Source organism: Streptomyces sp. R35 (genome assembly GCF_041053035.1).
Classification (GTDB): Bacteria; Actinomycetota; Actinomycetes; order Streptomycetales; family Streptomycetaceae; genus Streptomyces; species Streptomyces lutosisoli.
Genome location: NZ_CP163440.1, coordinates 3215025 through 3230606, shown reverse-complemented (window position 1 = coordinate 3230606; position 15582 = coordinate 3215025). Strand labels below are relative to the sequence as shown.

Here is a 15582-nt window from a genome sequence, read left to right as displayed (position 1 = left end):
CCACCAGAGACAATGGACCCCGTGCGCTACCGCATTCTCGGCACCACCCAGGCACTCCGCCCCGACGGCACGCCCGTCCCGATCGGCGGGGCGCGGCTGCGTGCCCTGCTGACCGTGCTCGCGCTGCGGCCCGGACGGACCGTCCCCGCGGCCGTCCTGGTCGACGAGGTGTGGGACGGCGACCCGCCCGCCGACGCGCCCGGCGCGCTGCAGGCGCTGGTCGGGCGGCTGCGCAGGGCGATCGGGCCGGACGCGGTGGAGTCGGTGGACGGCGGATACCGGCTCGCCGCGGTCGCCGACGACATCGACCTGCACCGTTTCGAGCGGCTGGCGGGGGAGGGCACCCGTGCGCTCGCCGACGGCGACCCCGCGAAGGCGGCAGCGGTCCTCGACGACGCCCTCACCCTGTGGCACGGCCCGGCCCTCGCCGACCTCCCGGACCGCACCGCCGAGTCGGCCCGCTGGGAGACGCGTCGCCTCGATGTCCGCCGCGCCCGCCTCACCGCGGCCCTGGCCCTCGGCCACGCCGAACAGACCCTGCCCGAGCTCACCGCCCTGTGCGACCTCCACCCCCTGGACGAGCCCCTCCACGCCCTCCGCCTCCGCGCCCTCCGTGCCGCCGGCCGCCCCGCCGAGGCCCTCGCCGCCTATGAGTCCGTACGCGAGCTCCTGGCCGACCGCCTGGGCTCGAACCCCGGTCCCGAACTCCGCTCCCTGCACAGAGAGTTGCTGACCCCGGCCGACGGATCCCCGACCGGTGGGTCCCCGGTCGCGGGGCACGGCCGAGAGCCGTACGACGGCACGGGCGCCGGGAACACCGCTGCCCACCGCTCGGGTCCGGACGGTTCCGGTGCACGGACCGCTGAGTCCGCCGGGTCCGGAGCGCTCGTCGCCGGGTCGGGCGACCCGTCTCCCGTGCGAGGAGCCGCCGCGTCTCCCGCAGGTGGTGCCGCGGCCCGAGCGGTCGGCCGGGACGGAGCCGATGGTCACGCCGTCGCGCAGCCCGGCGCCCCCGCTCCCGCCGCAGGCGCCCGTATCTCCGCCGTCCCCACTTCCGCCGCGGACGGCGCCGCTCCCGCCCTCGGCTCCGCCGCCCTCTCCCGCACCCGCCCCACACCGGCACCCGCACTCACACCCCCACCCCCAGGCAACCTCCGCGCCCGCCTCACCTCCTTCGTCGGCCGTGAAGCCGACATCGAGGCCATCCGGGGCGATCTCGCGGCGGCCCGGCTCGTGACGCTGCTCGGGCCCGGTGGGGCCGGGAAGACGAGGCTGTCGCAGGAGGCGGCGGAGGCCGTGGCGTATGCGGCGCGGGACGGGGTGTGGCTGGCCGAGCTCGCGCCGGTGGACGATCCGAAGGCGGTGCCCGAGGCGGTGCTCACCGCTGTCGGCGCGCGGGAGACCGTGCTGCGCGGTGCCGGCGCCGAGGAGATGCGGGCCGCCGCCGACCGGCACGACGACGCGCTCACCCGGCTCGCCGAGCACTGTGCCAAGCGGCGCATGCTGATCGTCCTCGACAACTGCGAGCATGTCGTGGACGCCGCCGCCCGCCTCGTCGAGGAGTTGCTGGCGCGGTGCCCGGGGCTGACGGTACTGGCCACCAGCCGTGAACCCCTCGGCGTACCGGGGGAGTTGCTGCGGCCCGTGGAGCCGCTGCCGGAACCCGTCGCGCTGCGGCTGCTCGCCGACCGCGGGGCCGCGGCCCGGCCGGACTTCCGGCTCGACGCCGACGCCGAGACCGCGGCGGCGGCGGCCGAGATCTGCCGGCGGCTCGACGGTCTGCCGCTCGCTATCGAACTCGCCGCGGCCCGGCTGCGGATGCTGACCCCACGGCAGATCGCCGACCGGCTCGACGACCGGTTCCGTCTGCTGACCTCCGGCAGTCGCACCGTCCTGCCGCGGCAGCAGACCCTGCGCGCCGTCGTCGACTGGTCCTGGGACCTGCTCGACGAGGGCGAACGGGACGCGCTGCGGCGGCTGTCCGTCTTCGCGGGCGGCTGTGACCTCGCCGCGGCCGAGGCGGTCTGCGGGCCCGACGCGCTGGGAGTGCTCGGCTCGCTCGTCGACAAGTCCCTTGTCGTGGCGGCGCCTTCGGGCGAGGGCGACATGCGCTACCGGCTCCTGGAGACCGTCTCCGAGTACGCCGGCGAGCGCCTCGACGAGTCCGGTGACCGCGCCGCCGCCGAGCGCGCTCATCTCACGTACTACCGCGAACTCGCCCGCACCACCGACCTCGCCCTGCGCGGCCCCGGGCAGGGCGCCGCGATCGCGCTCCTCGAACGCGAGTACGAGAATCTGCGCACCGCCCTGCGGCACGCCGTCGACGAGCGCGACGAGCAGGAGGCGATCTGCCTCGTCCTCTCGCTGGCCTGGTACTGGCAGATCCGCGACCAGCGCCTCGACGTCCGCACCTGGTCCCGCGAGGTCATGGCCCTCGGCCCCGACCCCTTCGCACCGCCCTTGCGCCCGGCCGCCCCGCTGTACGAGAGCTGCACGGCCGCACCGCCGCCGATGCGCCCGGAGGTCCTCGAAGAGGCCCGGCGCGGGGTGCACCTCGTCCATCTCGCCTGCATGGACATGGACATCGACGCCTGGCAGACCCCGCAGGCCAAGGACAAGCTGCGCGCCATCAGAGAGACCTACGAGCCCGGCCTCCCGCAGACCTGCCGCAACCCCGGCATCCTCTGGTTCTACGCCGTCGTGCTCACCGGTGACATGGACCAGGTGCGCACCGTCATCGACGAGACGGTCGCCGCCTGCCGTGAGCTCGGCCTCGCATGGGAACTGGCCGTCGTCCTCCAGATGCGCGCCAACGTCCGCGCCAACCGGGCCGACATGGCGGGCGACGCGACCCATGACGCCGACGAGGCGCTGGAGCTCTTCGCCCGGATCGGCGACGCCTGGGGCGCCGCCGAGGCGCTCTCCGCGCGCGGCGAGGCCCATGAGCGCAAGGGTGACTTCGGGGCCGCCGCCGCGGACTACGCGGAGGCGGGGACGTATGCCGAACGGCTGGGTGCCCGCGCCCAGATGGCGGTGCTCAACTGCCGGCTCGGCAGCATGTACATCGAGTTGGGGGAGACCGAGCGGGGCGAGCGGCTGCTGCGCGAGGTACTGGCGGAGGGCCACGGAGCCCTCAACGAGGCCATGCCCGCGGCCCGGCTCTTCCTCGCGACGTGGCTCGGCCGCAGCGGCCGGGTCCCGGAGGCGCGCGAGCAGATGCGGCTGCTGCGCCAGGACTTCGCGGCGAGCTCCTTCATGGTCTTCGACGGCTTCATGATCGGCGTGGAAGGCTGGCTGGACGCGGTCGAAGGGCAGTACGCGAGCGCCCTGGACAAGGCGCGGAAGGCGATGGCCCGCTCCATGGACCCGCTGGCACGGATGATCGCGCCGCACATGACCTCCGCGCATCTGACCGTCGCGGCCATCGCGCTGACCAGCCTGGACGGCGGCCGCCGCGCCCGTGACGCGGCCCGGCTCCTCGGCGCCGCCGACCGCTTGCTGCCGCCGGGCCACTTCGCGGGCGCGATGGAGGCCGAGGTGCGCCGGCAGGCCGAGGCGGGCGTGCGGGCCGTACTCGACGAGGCGACGTACGAGGCCGCGTACGCCGAGGGCGACGGGCTCTCCGAGGAGGAGGCCGCCGCCCTCATCTGATCTGACGCGGACCGGGGGCATGGCGATGACCATGGGTTCCCATGGGCTGGTCGCCGAACGTCAGCTCTTGGTGCGGAACTTGTGGATCGCGATCGGCGCCATCACGGCCGTGAGCGCCGCCGTCCAGGCGAGCGTCACCCACAGGTCGTGCGCGACCGGGCCACCCACCATCAGGCCGCGCGCGGTGTCCGCGAGCGAGGAGAGCGGGTTGTAGTCGGTGAAGGTCTGCAGCCAGCCGGGCATGGTCCCGGTCGGCGAGAAGATCGACGAACCGAACTGCAGCGGGAACAGCACCAGGAAGCCCATCGCCTGCACGGACTGGGCGTTCTTCATCGTCACACCGAGGACCAGGAAGATCCACATCAGGGCCGAGGCGAAGAGGGTGGCGAGCCCCACGGAGGCGAACAGGCCCGGCCAGTTGGTGATGTCGAAGCCCACCAGTACGCCCACGATCACGAGGATCGTCGTGGCGACGAGCATCCGCATCAGCTCCACCACGATCTTGGCGAAGAGCACGGAGCCCTGGCCGATCGGCAGGGTGCGGAAGCGGTCCATCACCCCCTTGTGGAAGTCCTCGTTGAAGCCGGTGCCGACGGCTGTCGCCATGTTCATGGTCGTCATCGCCATGAGACCGGGCACCACGTACTGCACATACGCCTCCTGGCCGCCGCCCAGCGACTGCCCGATGGAGCCGCCGAAGACGTACACGAACAGCAGGGTGAAGATCACCGGCATCAGGACGGCGTCGAACATCGACTCCGGGTCCTGGCGGATCCACAGCAGATTGCGGCGGACGAGGGCGCCGACGTGGCGCGCGTGCGCGCGGGGCGAGATACGGGTGTCGCCCTTCGCGGCGAGGGGGGCTTCGACAACGGCGGTGCTCATGCGGAGACCTCCTCGTAGGCGCGGGCGGGGGAGTCCTGCGGTGCGGTGGCCATGTGGCCGGTGAGGGACAGGAACACCTCGTCCAGACTGGGCAGTTCGGTGTTGATGGAGGCGATCGTGATCCCGCGCGCGGTGACCGCGCCGACCACGGCGGTCAGCTGTTCGTCGCTGAGAACCGGGACCAGCACGCTGCCGGTCTCGGTGTCCACGGCCGTCGTGGCGAGACCGGTGAGGCCCAGCTCGTCGAGCATGGCGGCCAGCGGGCGCAGCTCCAGCGGGTCCAGCGGGCGGACGCGCAGCGTACGGCCGCCGACCCGCGCCTTCAGCTCGTCGATCCGGCCGCTCGCGATGACCTTGCCGTGGTCGATGACCGTCAGCTCGGAGGCCAGCTGCTCGGCCTCCTCCATGTACTGGGTGGTGAGCAGCACGGTGGCGCCGTCGGCGACCATGCGCTTGACCTCGTGCCACACCTCGTTGCGGGTGCGCGGGTCGAGGCCCGTCGTCGGCTCGTCCAGATACAGGACGCTCGGGTTGCCGATCATCGACGCGGCGAGGTCGAGCCGACGGCGCATACCACCGGAGTACGTCGACGCCGGGCGCTTGGCCGCCTCGGTGAGCGAGAAGCGCTCCAGGAGCTCGTCGGCACGCCTGCGGGCGTCCTTGCGGGACAGGTCGAGCAGCCGCCCGATCATGTAGAGGTTCTCCCAGCCCGGGAGCTTCTCGTCGACCGAGGCGTACTGGCCGGTGAGGCCTATCACCCGGCGCAGCTGCCGGGGCTGCTTCAGCACGTCGTAGCCGGCGACCGTCGCGTGGCCGGAGTCCGGGGTGATGAGGGTGGACAGGACACGGACGAGGGTGGTCTTGCCGGCGCCGTTGGGACCCAGCACGCCACGGACGGTGCCTTCGTGCACGTCCAGGTCCACGCCGTCCAGCGCCTTGGTCTCGCCGTAGTGCTTGACCAGCCCCCGTACGGTGACGGCGCTGCGGCCGGCGCCCTCGTGTCGGGACTTGTTGTCGATTCGCGTCATGACCAACAAGGTGCCAGCCGCCACCGACAAACCACCGACAGACCGCCTACAGCCGCCGACATCGCACCGACAGGGGCTGCCGACAGCTCGCCGACATCCGCCCGTGCGTCATCGGCGGCCCGGCATTCTCGCAGGTCAGCCCTGCTGCACGAGCGGCAGCTCCGGGTCGGCCGACCACTCCTCCAGGGAGCCGTCGTACAGCGTGATGTCCGCGCGGCCCAGCAGCGTGAGCGCGAGAGCGGCACCGGCGGCGGAGATCCCGCCGCCGCAGTACAGGACGACCGGCGAGGCGCTCTCGTCGAGCACGGCGCCCACCCGGGCGGCCAGCTCGTCGCGCGGCAGGAACCGCCCGGCGTCGTCGAGCAGCCCCCGCCCGGGGAGGCTGCGACTGCCCGGGATGTGCCCGCGCCGCGAGTATCGGGTGGGCGCGCTTCCGTCGAACCCGGGGGTGGGCAGCGCGCACACGAGGGTGCCGGGCCGCTCACCGCGCCGGACGGCGTCCACCTCGGCGAGGGTGGCCCAGGCGTGGGGGAGGGGGACCGGGGTGAGGGTGTTCACCATGGGAGCCTCCGGAACCCCTGGAACCTCTGGAGCAGGCTCTGTCTCTCCGGTGGCAACCGGCCGCCCGGCTGCCTCCCAGGCCTCAAGACCTCCGTCAAGTACCGCCGCCCGTACGGAGATCGACCGCAGCATCCACCACAGCCGGGCCGCCCAGATGCCGCCGCCGCTGTCGTAGGCGACGACCTCGGTGCCGTCGTGCACGCCGAGGCGCCGGAGCGCGGCGGCCAGCGCCTCGGGGGCCGGGACCGCGAAGTGGTACGGCGCCGCGTGGTCCGAGAGGTCGCCCGTGAGGTCCGCGTGGCGGGAGCCCGGGATGTGCCGTTCGGCCCACCGGTCGTGGCCGCTGCCGGAGCGGTGGTCGCCGTCGTGGCGGGGTGACGGAAGCAGCGCGGTGGCGTCGAGGACGACCAGCCGGGGATCGTCGAGGCGGGCCGCGAGCCACGCGTCGTCGACCAGGGGGCCGGGGAGCAGGGCGTCGTTCATGGCCGGGATGCTAACCCGGAGCCCTGTACGGGCGGCGTGCCTGAGCTGGCACGTCTCGCATATCGGTCAGAGACGTCCCACATGTCGGGCGCCACTTGCACAGGATCGGCTGCCCGGGGTTATGGTTTCGGCCATCTACGCGGGAGCCCCTACCCGGTTGGGCTGAGAGGGCGTCTGGGACCGGTGTCGGCATGTGCCGAACGGTCCCCATGGGAACGCCGACCGCATCACTTGAGCCCCCTGTGGGCTGCCCGCGTAGGAGTACCGCATGTCCGCAGCAGTCGAGCAGCAGTGTCCCCCGGCGAACGCCGCGGCGGCCCGCTCCTGTTGTTGACCGGAACGGTCCCCCTCTCTCCTCCCTGTCTCTCCTCACCAGGCCCGCACGCCTGAGTGCCGTATGCGGAGTACCTTCATGTCGCACGTCCGAGTCATGCTCGACTATTTCCACCCATGGCCGAATTCGGCCGGTCTGTACGTCGCCCGGGACCGCGGCTGGTACCGCGAGGCGGGGCTCGACGTGGAACTCGCCGTCCAGGATCCGGGACGCGGCGACACCCTGGAGTACCTGGCCCGCGGCGAGGTGGACCTCGGCCTCTTCCCGCCCAACCGCCTGCTGGCCCGGCGCGCCGCCGACGCCCAGCCGCTGCTGGCCGTCGCCGCCGTCAACCACCGTGCCCTGGAGGCCATCCAGACCGCCCGATCCACGGGTATCACCCGCCCCCGCGACCTGGCGGGCCGCCGCCTCGCCTACAACCCCACCCCCCGGGGCCGCGCCATGGTCCGCCATCTCGTGGCGGCGGACGGCGGCGACCCGGACGCGGTGATCACCGTCGACGCGGGCTACCGCGAACTCACCGTCGACGACATCGCCGCCGGCGAGGCCGACGCCACCTTCGGCAACTACTGGTCCTGGGACGCCCTCCGGGGCGACCTCCCCGAGGAGCAGCGGCTGACCTGGCCGGTCGACGAGATCGGCGCCCCCGGCTATCACAGCTACCTCCTCGGCACGAGCGAGGCCTTCGCCGCCGCCCGGCCCGACGTGGTGCGCGCCTTCCTGGCCGCCACCGCCCGCGGCTACGCGGCCGCCGCAGCCGAACAGGCCTCCACCCGCGCCCTGTTGGAGCGCGTGATCCCCTACTTCTCCCGCCCCCTGATCGCCCGCTCGCTCGCCCTGGTCGCCCCGACCTGGACCGACGCCGACGGCCGCTGGGGCGTGATCGACGAGACCCGGACGGGCCCGTACGCCCACTGGCTCGCCCGGCACGGCGCCATCGCGCACGCCCGCGACTGGGAGTCCTCGTACACGAACGACCTGCTCGAAACCTCACCGGCAGTGGGCGCCAAGTGATCTGCCAGGCAAGGGATCTGACGAAGCGTATGGCGGTCGACCTCATGCGGGTCAGCAGCGCGCTGTGTCGGGCGTGAGGACAACCACCACGCCCTGACAAGCGCCGCGCCCCCTCCGAGGATCCCCATGAGAACCCGTACGACCGCCCTGCTCTCCATAGCCACCGCCGCCGCCCTCACCGCGACCGCGACCGGCTGCGCCTCCCAGGACTCCACCTCCGCCGCGTCGAAGAACGGCACCACCCAGGTCACCCTCGCCCTGGACTGGACGCCCAACACCAACCACACCGGCATCTACGTCGCCCAGCAGAAGGGCTGGTTCAAGGACGCCGGGATCGACCTGAAGATCGTGCCGTACGGCTCGACCGCACCCGAGACGCTGGTCGCGAACCACAAAGCGGACTTCGGGATCTCGTACCAGGAGGGCGTGACGACCGCCCGCGCCGCCGGGCAGGACATCACCTCCGTCTACGCCGTCACGCAGAAGACGAACGTCACCGTCTCCGTGCGCGCCGACCGCGACGACATCACCTCCCCCAAGGACCTCGACGGCAAGACGTACGCCGGGTTCGGCGCCCCCTACGAGAAGGCGCTGCTCCAGAAGGTCATCCAGGAGGACGGCGGCAAGGGCGACTTCAAGCAGATCACGCTCAACACCTCGGCGTACGCGGCCCTTTACGCGGGCAAGGCCGACTTCGCGATGCCGATGCCGACCTGGGAGGGCCTGGAGGCCAAGCTCACGGGCAAGCCGCTCAAGGACTTCCCGCTCGCCGACTACGGCTTCCCGGCCATCTACTCGACGCTGGTCGCCTCCTCCGGGCAGTACCTGAAGCAGAACCCCGAGATCGCGAAGAAGTTCCTCGCCGTCGTCGACAAGGGCTACGAGTACGCCGCCGACCACCCGGACCAGGCCGCCGGCCTGCTGATCGCGGCCAACAAGAGCACGCTCACCAACACCGAACTGGTCAAGGAGAGCGAGCGGCTGCTCGCCAAGGAGTACTACCGCGCCGCCGACGGCAGCATCGGCACCCAGAGCGCCGAGCGGTGGCAGGCCTTCGCCGACTTCGAGTACAAGTCCGGACTGCTGGTGGACAAGAACGGCAAGAAGCTCACCAAGGCCCCCGACGCCTCGACGTTCTTCACCGACGCCTATCTCCCGGACGCCGAGGACACCAAGTGAGAGCGGTACTGCGGGCCGTCTGGCCGCCCCTCCTCGTCCTGACCGTCCTCATCGGCGGCTGGCAGGCGTACGTCACCGCCGCCGGCGTCGACCCGACGGTGCTGCCCAGCCCCGGCCGCGTCCTGTCCGAGGGCTGGACGAACCGTACCGACCTGTGGGACCAGACCCTGCCCACCCTCCAGGAGACCCTGCTCGGCTTCGCGCTCTCCTTCGCCGCCGCCTGGCTGGTGGCCGTGGTCCTGGACTTCTCGGCCGCGGCCCGCCGGGGCCTGTACCCGCTCCTGGTGGCCTCGCAGACCATCCCGATCGTGGCCGTGGCACCCCTGCTGATCATCTGGTTCGGCTTCGGGCTGCTCCCGAAGATGCTGGTCGTGACCCTGACGACCTTCTTCCCGCTCGCCGCGAACCTCGCGGCGGGCTTCGCCGCCACCGACCGCGACGCGATGCGGCTGCTGCGCTCCCTGGGCACCGGCCGCATCCGCGCCTTCCGGCTCGTCCGCGTGCCCAGCGCGCTGCCCCACTTCTTCACCGGGCTGCGCGTCAGCATCACGTACGCCGTCGTGGGCGCCGTGTTCGCCGAGTACGCGGGCGCCGAGAAGGGCCTCGGCATCTATATGCAGGCGCAGAAGAGCGCGTTCCGCACGGACCTCGTCTTCGCGGCGGTCGCGGTGACCGCCCTGCTGAGCATCGCCCTGTTCGGGGCGACCCATCTGCTGCAACGGCTCGTCCTGCCGTGGGAGCGGGCACTGGAGAAGGAGGGCCGCTCATGAGTCTGCGCGTACGGGGCGCCGGGAAGACGTTCGGATCGCTCGAAGTGCTGCGCGACCTCGAACTCACCGTGGAACCCGGCGAGTTCGCCGCCGTCATCGGCCCGAGCGGCAGCGGCAAGAGCACCCTGTTCAATCTGATCTCCGGCCTGGACACGCCCACCTCGGGCGAGATCCTCGTCGACGGCGCCCCGGCGTCCGTGGCCTCCGGCAAGGTCGCCTACATGCCGCAGAAGGACCTCCTCTTCCCCTGGCGCACGGTGCTCGACAACACGGCGCTGGGCCTTGAGGCGCAGGGCGTACGGAAGAAGGAGGCGCGGCGCAGGGCGGGCGAACTCTTCGCGGCCTTCGGACTCGACGGCTTCCAGTCCTCCTACCCCTTCCAGCTCAGCGGCGGTATGCGGCAGCGCGCCGCCCTGCTGCGCACCGTCGTCCTGGAGCGGCCGGTGCTGCTGCTCGACGAACCGTTCGGCGCGCTCGACTCGCTCACCCGCACCGAGATGCAGCTGTGGCTCGCCGACATGTGGCAGCGCTACCGCTGGACCGTCGTCCTGGTCACCCACGACATCCGCGAGGCCGTCCTGCTCGCCGACACCGTGCACGTCCTCTCGCCCCGCCCGGCCACCGTCGTCGAGCGCGTCGAGGTGCCCCGCTCCGGCCCCCGCGGCCTGGACGCCCTCGCCGCAACGGAGTTCGCGGCGACGGAACGGCTCCTGCTGGACGCGCTCAGCGGCCGGACGGCAGCGGCGGTGAAGGCGGTGACCGGATGAGTACCCTCCTCGCCCACGGCATGGGCACCGACCCCGTCGCCCCCGACTGGCCGCCGCTCACCGAGGCCGAGGTCGAGGCCGTCGTCGGCCCCGCCCATGTGCTCTGGCGCAGCCCCCGCCCGCTCTCCGCCGCCGCCCTCGTCGACCGCGACGGACGGCGCCTCTTCGTGAAACGGCACCACAGCACCGTACGCACCCTGGAAGGCCTGGCCGAGGAGCACGCCTTCCTGCGCCATCTGCGCGAGCGGGGCGCACCGGTCGTCGAGGTGCTGTCCGCCGAGGCGCGCGGGGAGTGGGTGTACGAGGTCCACACCGCCGGAACCGGCACGGACCTGTACCGGGACGCGCTGTCCTGGTCGCCCTTCGTCTCCGCACGGCACGCCCGGGCCGCCGGGGCCGCCCTCGCCCAACTGCACCTGGCCGCCGAGGGGTTCGACGCCCCGCGCCGCCGACCGCAGCCCCTCGTGTCGTCCTTCACGGTATTCGCGGCGGTGGACCCGGAGGCGGCACTGGAGTCCTACGCGGCCGGGCGCCCGCCGCTCGCGGCCGCGTTGGCGCGCAGACCCTGGCGGCAGGACCTGCGGGAGGTTCATCTCCCTTTCTACGAGCGCCTGTTGCCCTACCTCGGCCGCCTCGCCCCGCTGTGGACGCACAACGACTGGCACGCCTCGAACCTGCTGTGGGACACGGCCTCCGGCGAGGTCTCCACGGTCCTGGACTTCGGCCTCAGCGACCGCACGACCGCCGTCCACGACCTGGCCACCGCCATCGAGCGCAACACCGTGCAGTGGCTCGACCCGGCCCGCCCGGTCCGCTTCGAGGACGTGGACGCGCTCCTCGACGGCTACACCTCCGTACGCCCGCTCACCTCCGCCGAGTCGGCCGCCCTGCCCGAGCTGCTGCCCCTCGTCCACGCCGAGTTCGCGCTCTCCGAGATGGGCTACTTCCACGGGGTGACGCGGTCCGCCACGAACACGGCACTGGCGTACGAGTACTTCGTGGAGCATGCGCGGTGGTTCGCAGGGGAGGACGGCACATGTCTGTTGAAGCGAATACGAACCGCAACCATCAATTGAGGAACCCCCACGGCGGGCAATTTGGTCCGCGAGAGCGGCGCCGGTTTAGGCGCAAAAATGGGCAGCAGCCCGTCGACGGGGGAAGTTCGACGGGCTGCCTCGGTGCCGCAGTGGCTCTGATGGGGCTTTAGTGGACGGAGTGCTCCTCCAGCGGGAACGTTCCGCCGACGACGTCCTCGGCGAACGCCTTCGCCGCGTCGCCCATGACCTGACGCAGATCGGCGTACTTCTTCACGAACTTCGGAACCTTGCCGCCGGTCAGCCCGAGCATGTCGGTCCACACGAGGACCTGCGCGTCGGTCTCGGGACCGGCGCCGATGCCGACCGTCGGGATGTGCAGGGTGCGGGTGACCTCGGCGGCCAGCTCCGCCGGGACCAGCTCCAGGACGACCGCGAAGGCGCCCGCGTCCTGGACCGCCTTGGCGTCCCGCAGCAGCTTGTGCGCGGCCTCGTCGCCACGGCCCTGCACCCGGTAGCCCATGGCGTTCACGGACTGCGGGGTCAGGCCGATGTGCGCCATGACCGGGATGCCGGACTCGACCAGCAGCTCGATCTGGCGGTGCGAGCGCTCGCCGCCCTCCAGCTTCACCGCGCCGACGCCGGCCTCCTTGACGAGGCGGGTGGCCGAGCGCAGCGCCTGGACCGGGCCCTCCTGGTACGACCCGAAGGGCAGGTCGCCGACGATCAGGGCACGGCTGGTGCCCCGTACGACCGCGGCGGACAGCATCGTCATCTCGTCGAGGGTCACGGGCACGGTCGTCTCGTAGCCCAGGTGGCAGTTGCCCGCCGAGTCGCCGACGAGCATGACCGGGATACCGGCCTCGTCGAAGACGGACGCGGTCATGGCGTCGTACGCGGTGAGCATGGGCCACTTCTCGCCGCGCTCCTTGGCGGCGGCGAGGTCGCGCACCGTGATACGGCGGGTGCTCTTGCCTCCGTACAGCGCCTTGCTGCTGTCGGTGGTCTTGAGGGCACCTTCCGCAGGCTGCTTCTGGGCAGCCGAAAGCTGCGTCATCGCAACGGCTCCTTCTGTCATCTCGAGGCGCCCTGACGGCGTCCCCGGATCACCTCCATGGTGGCACCTCGTGCCACGCTCGGCTAGACCAGGGCGAGTGACCCGGATCCCGCTCCCGGGCCAACCCGGTGGGGGTCCCGGTCCCATAGGCGTAGGTCTCTTCCCGTATGGCCTAGGTCTCTTCGTAAGTTCTCCGTAAAGCATTTCCGATACGAGACGGTCCCGTATCGAAACTCGCTAGGGTGAGCGTCATGACGACTTCCGCTCCTTCCGCCGATCGGCGTGTGCCCGAGGCGGTGCACCGGCGCCGCTGGGCGATCCTCGGCGTGCTCATGCTCAGCCTGCTGATCGTGGTGCTCGACAACTCCATCCTGAATGTCGCGATCAAGACCATTTCCACCCCGGCACCCACCGGCCTGGGCGCCACCCAGAGCGAGCTGGAGTGGGCCATCAACGCCTACACCCTCGTCTTCGCCGGACTGCTGTTCACCGCGGGCCTGCTCGGCGACCGGCTCGGCCGCAAGAAGGTGCTGCTCGCCGGTCTCGCCGTCTTCGGCATCGGGTCGGCGCTGGCCGCGGAGTCCGGCTCGCCGGTCCAGCTCATCGTGTTCCGCGCGGTGATGGGTCTCGGCGCCGCCTTTGTGATGCCCGCCACCCTCGCCGTCCTGATGAACGTCTTCGAGCGCGACGAGCAGCCCAAGGCCATCGGCATCTGGGCCGGCGGCGTCGGCCTCGCCATCGCGATCGGCCCGATCACCGGCGGCATCCTGCTCGACCACTTCTGGTGGGGCTCGGTCTTCCTGATCAACGTGCCGATCGTGCTGCTCGCGCTCGTCCTGATGTTCTGGCTGGTCCCCGACTCCCGTGACCCGAACCCGGGCCGCGTCGACGCGGTCGGCGTCGTCCTGTCGGTCATCGGTCTCGTCCTGCTCGTCTACGGCATCATCAAGGGCGGCCAGCTGGCCGACTTCACCGATGTGAAGGTCCTCGCGACCATCGCGGCCGGACTCGTCGTCCTCGCCGGGTTCGTCGTGTTCGAGAAGCGCAGCGACCACCCGTCCATCGACGTCACGTACTTCAAGAACAAGGTCTTCTCGGCCGCGATCGCCGCCATCGCGCTCGTCTTCTTCGCACTGATGGGCGTGACCTTCTTCTCCGTCTTCTACACCCAGAGCGTGCGGGGCTACTCGCCGCTGCAGACCGGCCTGTTGATGCTGCCGCTCGCCGCGGCCCAGATCATCTTCGCGCCGCGCGCCCGCCTCGTCGTCGACCGCTTCGGCAACCGGGCCACCTGCACGGCGGGCCTGCTGATCATCGCCGCGATGCTGGCCGCGTTCGCCGTGCTGGACACGGACACCCCGATCTGGCTCCTCGAAGTCATCTTCTTCCTGATGGGCACCGGTATGGCGCACATCATGACCCCGACCAGTGTCGTGATAATGCAGGCCCTGCCGCGCGAGAAGGCGGGTTCGGCGTCCGCGCTCAGCAACACCTTCCGCCAGGTCGGCGGCGCCCTCGGCATCGCGGTCCTCGGCTCCGTGCTCTCCACGGCCTACCGCAGCGGCATCGAGGACAAGCTCTCCCTCGTCCCGGCCGGCCTGCGCCACACCGCGGGCGAGTCCATCGAGGCCACCCTCGGCGTCGCCGCCAAGCTCGGCCCCCAGGGCAAGGCCCTCGTCGGCCCCGCCAACGACGCCTTCCTGCACGCCATGCACGTCACCGCCCTGTGCGGCGCGGGTGTCGCGCTCGTCGGCGCGGTCGTCGTGGCCGTCTTCCTGCCGGGCCGGACACCGGACGCCCAGGAGGGCAAGGAAGAAGCCGATCTGGTTCCGGTGGGGGAGCACTGACGGAGCGTTCGGGGCAGTGGGCACCCGGCACCGGGTGCCCACCCGACGTACACCGGGGAGAATGAACGCAGGTCAACACAGGTCCACCGCCGGTCAACACAGGTCGACGAAGGCCAACGAAGGAAACGGAGTCCGAAGTGAGCCTCGCGCACAGCCGAGCCAGGCACGAGGGCCCCGCCAGGGGACGCCCCCGCAGCGAGGCTGTGGAGCGCGCCATCATCGAGGGCGCGATGAAGCTTCTGGAGGACGGCGTACCGCTCGGGGAGCTCTCCATCGAGCGCATCGCGCGCACGGCGGGCGTCGGCAAGGCGACCATCTACCGCCGTTGGAGCGGCAAGGAAGAGCTCTTCGTCGACGTGCTGCGCGCCGCCGAGCCCCCGGACCCGGAACTCCCCGGCATCTCGATGCGCGGCGACCTGATCGTCCTCCTGGAGTCGCTGCGCCAACGCGGCCTGCTCAACCGCTCGTCGGCGATCCTGCACAACGTGCACGCCCAGATGAAGAGCAGCCCCAAGCTGTGGGCCGCTTACGACGCGACCGTCATAGCCCCGAGGCGTCTGCAGGGCTACGAAGTCCTGCGCCGCGGCCAGCAGAACGGCGAACTCCGCGACGACATCGACATCGAGCTGCTCAACGACCTCTTCGTCGGCCCCATGCTCGTACGCGCCGTGCTGCGCTCGGAGACCGAACTCCCCGAGGACCTCGCGGAACGGATCGTCGACACGCTGCTGGAGGGACTGCGCCCATCCGGCCGGTGACGGACGGAACCGCGCACGGCCCAGCGGCAATGCGATGGACAGCACACGGCAAAGCCTTGGTTCGCCTTGTTTCTGACGGGTCGAATGTGCGCGTTTCGTCACAGAGGGCGCGCTCCGGGCCCGTATTCGGAACTCCGAACGCGAAGTTGGACGTCCCCTTGCCCGTACGGCCGTCATGGGGCGGCGAGAACGACACCGATCATCCCCTAGGGTC

At 71.6% G+C, this 15582-nt stretch carries 12 protein-coding genes; 8 read left to right on the top strand and 4 right to left on the bottom strand.

The genetic code is table 11. The features are described 5' to 3' along the window. Positions 1-12 precede the first annotated feature (12 nt). Positions 13-3651 carry a BTAD domain-containing putative transcriptional regulator gene (locus AB5J50_RS14885; RefSeq protein ID WP_369258251.1) on the top strand — a complete coding sequence of 1213 codons (3639 nt, stop codon included), beginning with the start codon at positions 13-15 and terminating at the stop codon, positions 3649-3651. A 60-nt stretch (positions 3652-3711) separates the two neighbouring features. Here AB5J50_RS14885 and AB5J50_RS14880 read toward each other — a convergent pair whose 3' ends face one another. The 3 genes from AB5J50_RS14880 to AB5J50_RS14870 form a co-directional block, all read right to left on the bottom strand. Continuing rightward, complete coding sequence (locus tag AB5J50_RS14880) at positions 3712-4536, bottom strand: ABC transporter permease (protein WP_327428220.1); 825 nt, start codon at positions 4534-4536, stop codon at positions 3712-3714. Beyond that, complete coding sequence (locus tag AB5J50_RS14875; RefSeq protein ID WP_327428219.1) at positions 4533-5564, bottom strand: ATP-binding cassette domain-containing protein; 1032 nt, start codon at positions 5562-5564, stop codon at positions 4533-4535. Before AB5J50_RS14875 ends, AB5J50_RS14880 begins: the two co-directional genes overlap by 4 nt. A gap of 135 nt (positions 5565-5699) precedes the next feature. Continuing rightward, positions 5700-6608 (bottom strand): sulfurtransferase, encoded by a 909-nt coding sequence (locus tag AB5J50_RS14870; protein ID WP_369258248.1) that lies wholly within the window; start codon positions 6606-6608, stop codon positions 5700-5702. Between the two features lie 412 nt (positions 6609-7020). Between AB5J50_RS14870 and AB5J50_RS14865 the strand changes: the two genes are divergently transcribed. The 5 genes from AB5J50_RS14865 (at position 7021) to AB5J50_RS14845 (ending at position 11748) form a co-directional block, all read left to right on the top strand. Further along, positions 7021-7956, top strand: a complete 936-nt coding sequence (locus AB5J50_RS14865) for an ABC transporter substrate-binding protein (protein WP_369258246.1) — start codon at positions 7021-7023, stop codon at positions 7954-7956. A gap of 126 nt (positions 7957-8082) precedes the next feature. Continuing rightward, positions 8083-9135 (top strand): ABC transporter substrate-binding protein, encoded by a 1053-nt coding sequence (locus AB5J50_RS14860; RefSeq protein WP_369258244.1) that lies wholly within the window; start codon positions 8083-8085, stop codon positions 9133-9135. After that, entirely contained in the window at positions 9132-9905 is a 774-nt protein-coding gene (locus AB5J50_RS14855; protein WP_369258242.1) for an ABC transporter permease, read from the top strand. Before AB5J50_RS14860 ends, AB5J50_RS14855 begins: the two co-directional genes overlap by 4 nt. Next, entirely contained in the window at positions 9902-10672 is a 771-nt protein-coding gene (locus tag AB5J50_RS14850; RefSeq protein ID WP_369258240.1) for an ABC transporter ATP-binding protein, read from the top strand. The genes AB5J50_RS14855 and AB5J50_RS14850 overlap by 4 nt, the downstream gene beginning before the upstream one ends. Beyond that, on the top strand, positions 10669-11748 hold the full coding sequence (locus AB5J50_RS14845; protein WP_369258238.1) for a phosphotransferase enzyme family protein: 1080 nt from the start codon (positions 10669-10671) through the stop codon (positions 11746-11748). The genes AB5J50_RS14850 and AB5J50_RS14845 overlap by 4 nt, the downstream gene beginning before the upstream one ends. Positions 11749-11875: 127 nt before the next feature. On the opposite strand, the gene panB is transcribed toward AB5J50_RS14845, so the two are convergent. Continuing rightward, a complete protein-coding gene (gene panB / locus AB5J50_RS14840) occupies positions 11876-12763 on the bottom strand; it encodes a 3-methyl-2-oxobutanoate hydroxymethyltransferase (protein ID WP_369258236.1) in 888 nt (295 codons plus the stop codon). A gap of 251 nt (positions 12764-13014) precedes the next feature. Between panB and AB5J50_RS14835 the strand changes: the two genes are divergently transcribed. Further along, on the top strand, positions 13015-14610 hold the full coding sequence (locus AB5J50_RS14835) for an MFS transporter (protein ID WP_369258234.1): 1596 nt from the start codon (positions 13015-13017) through the stop codon (positions 14608-14610). Between the two features lie 137 nt (positions 14611-14747). Continuing rightward, a complete protein-coding gene (locus tag AB5J50_RS14830; RefSeq protein WP_369258232.1) occupies positions 14748-15368 on the top strand; it encodes a TetR/AcrR family transcriptional regulator in 621 nt (206 codons plus the stop codon). Positions 15369-15582 lie beyond the last annotated feature (214 nt).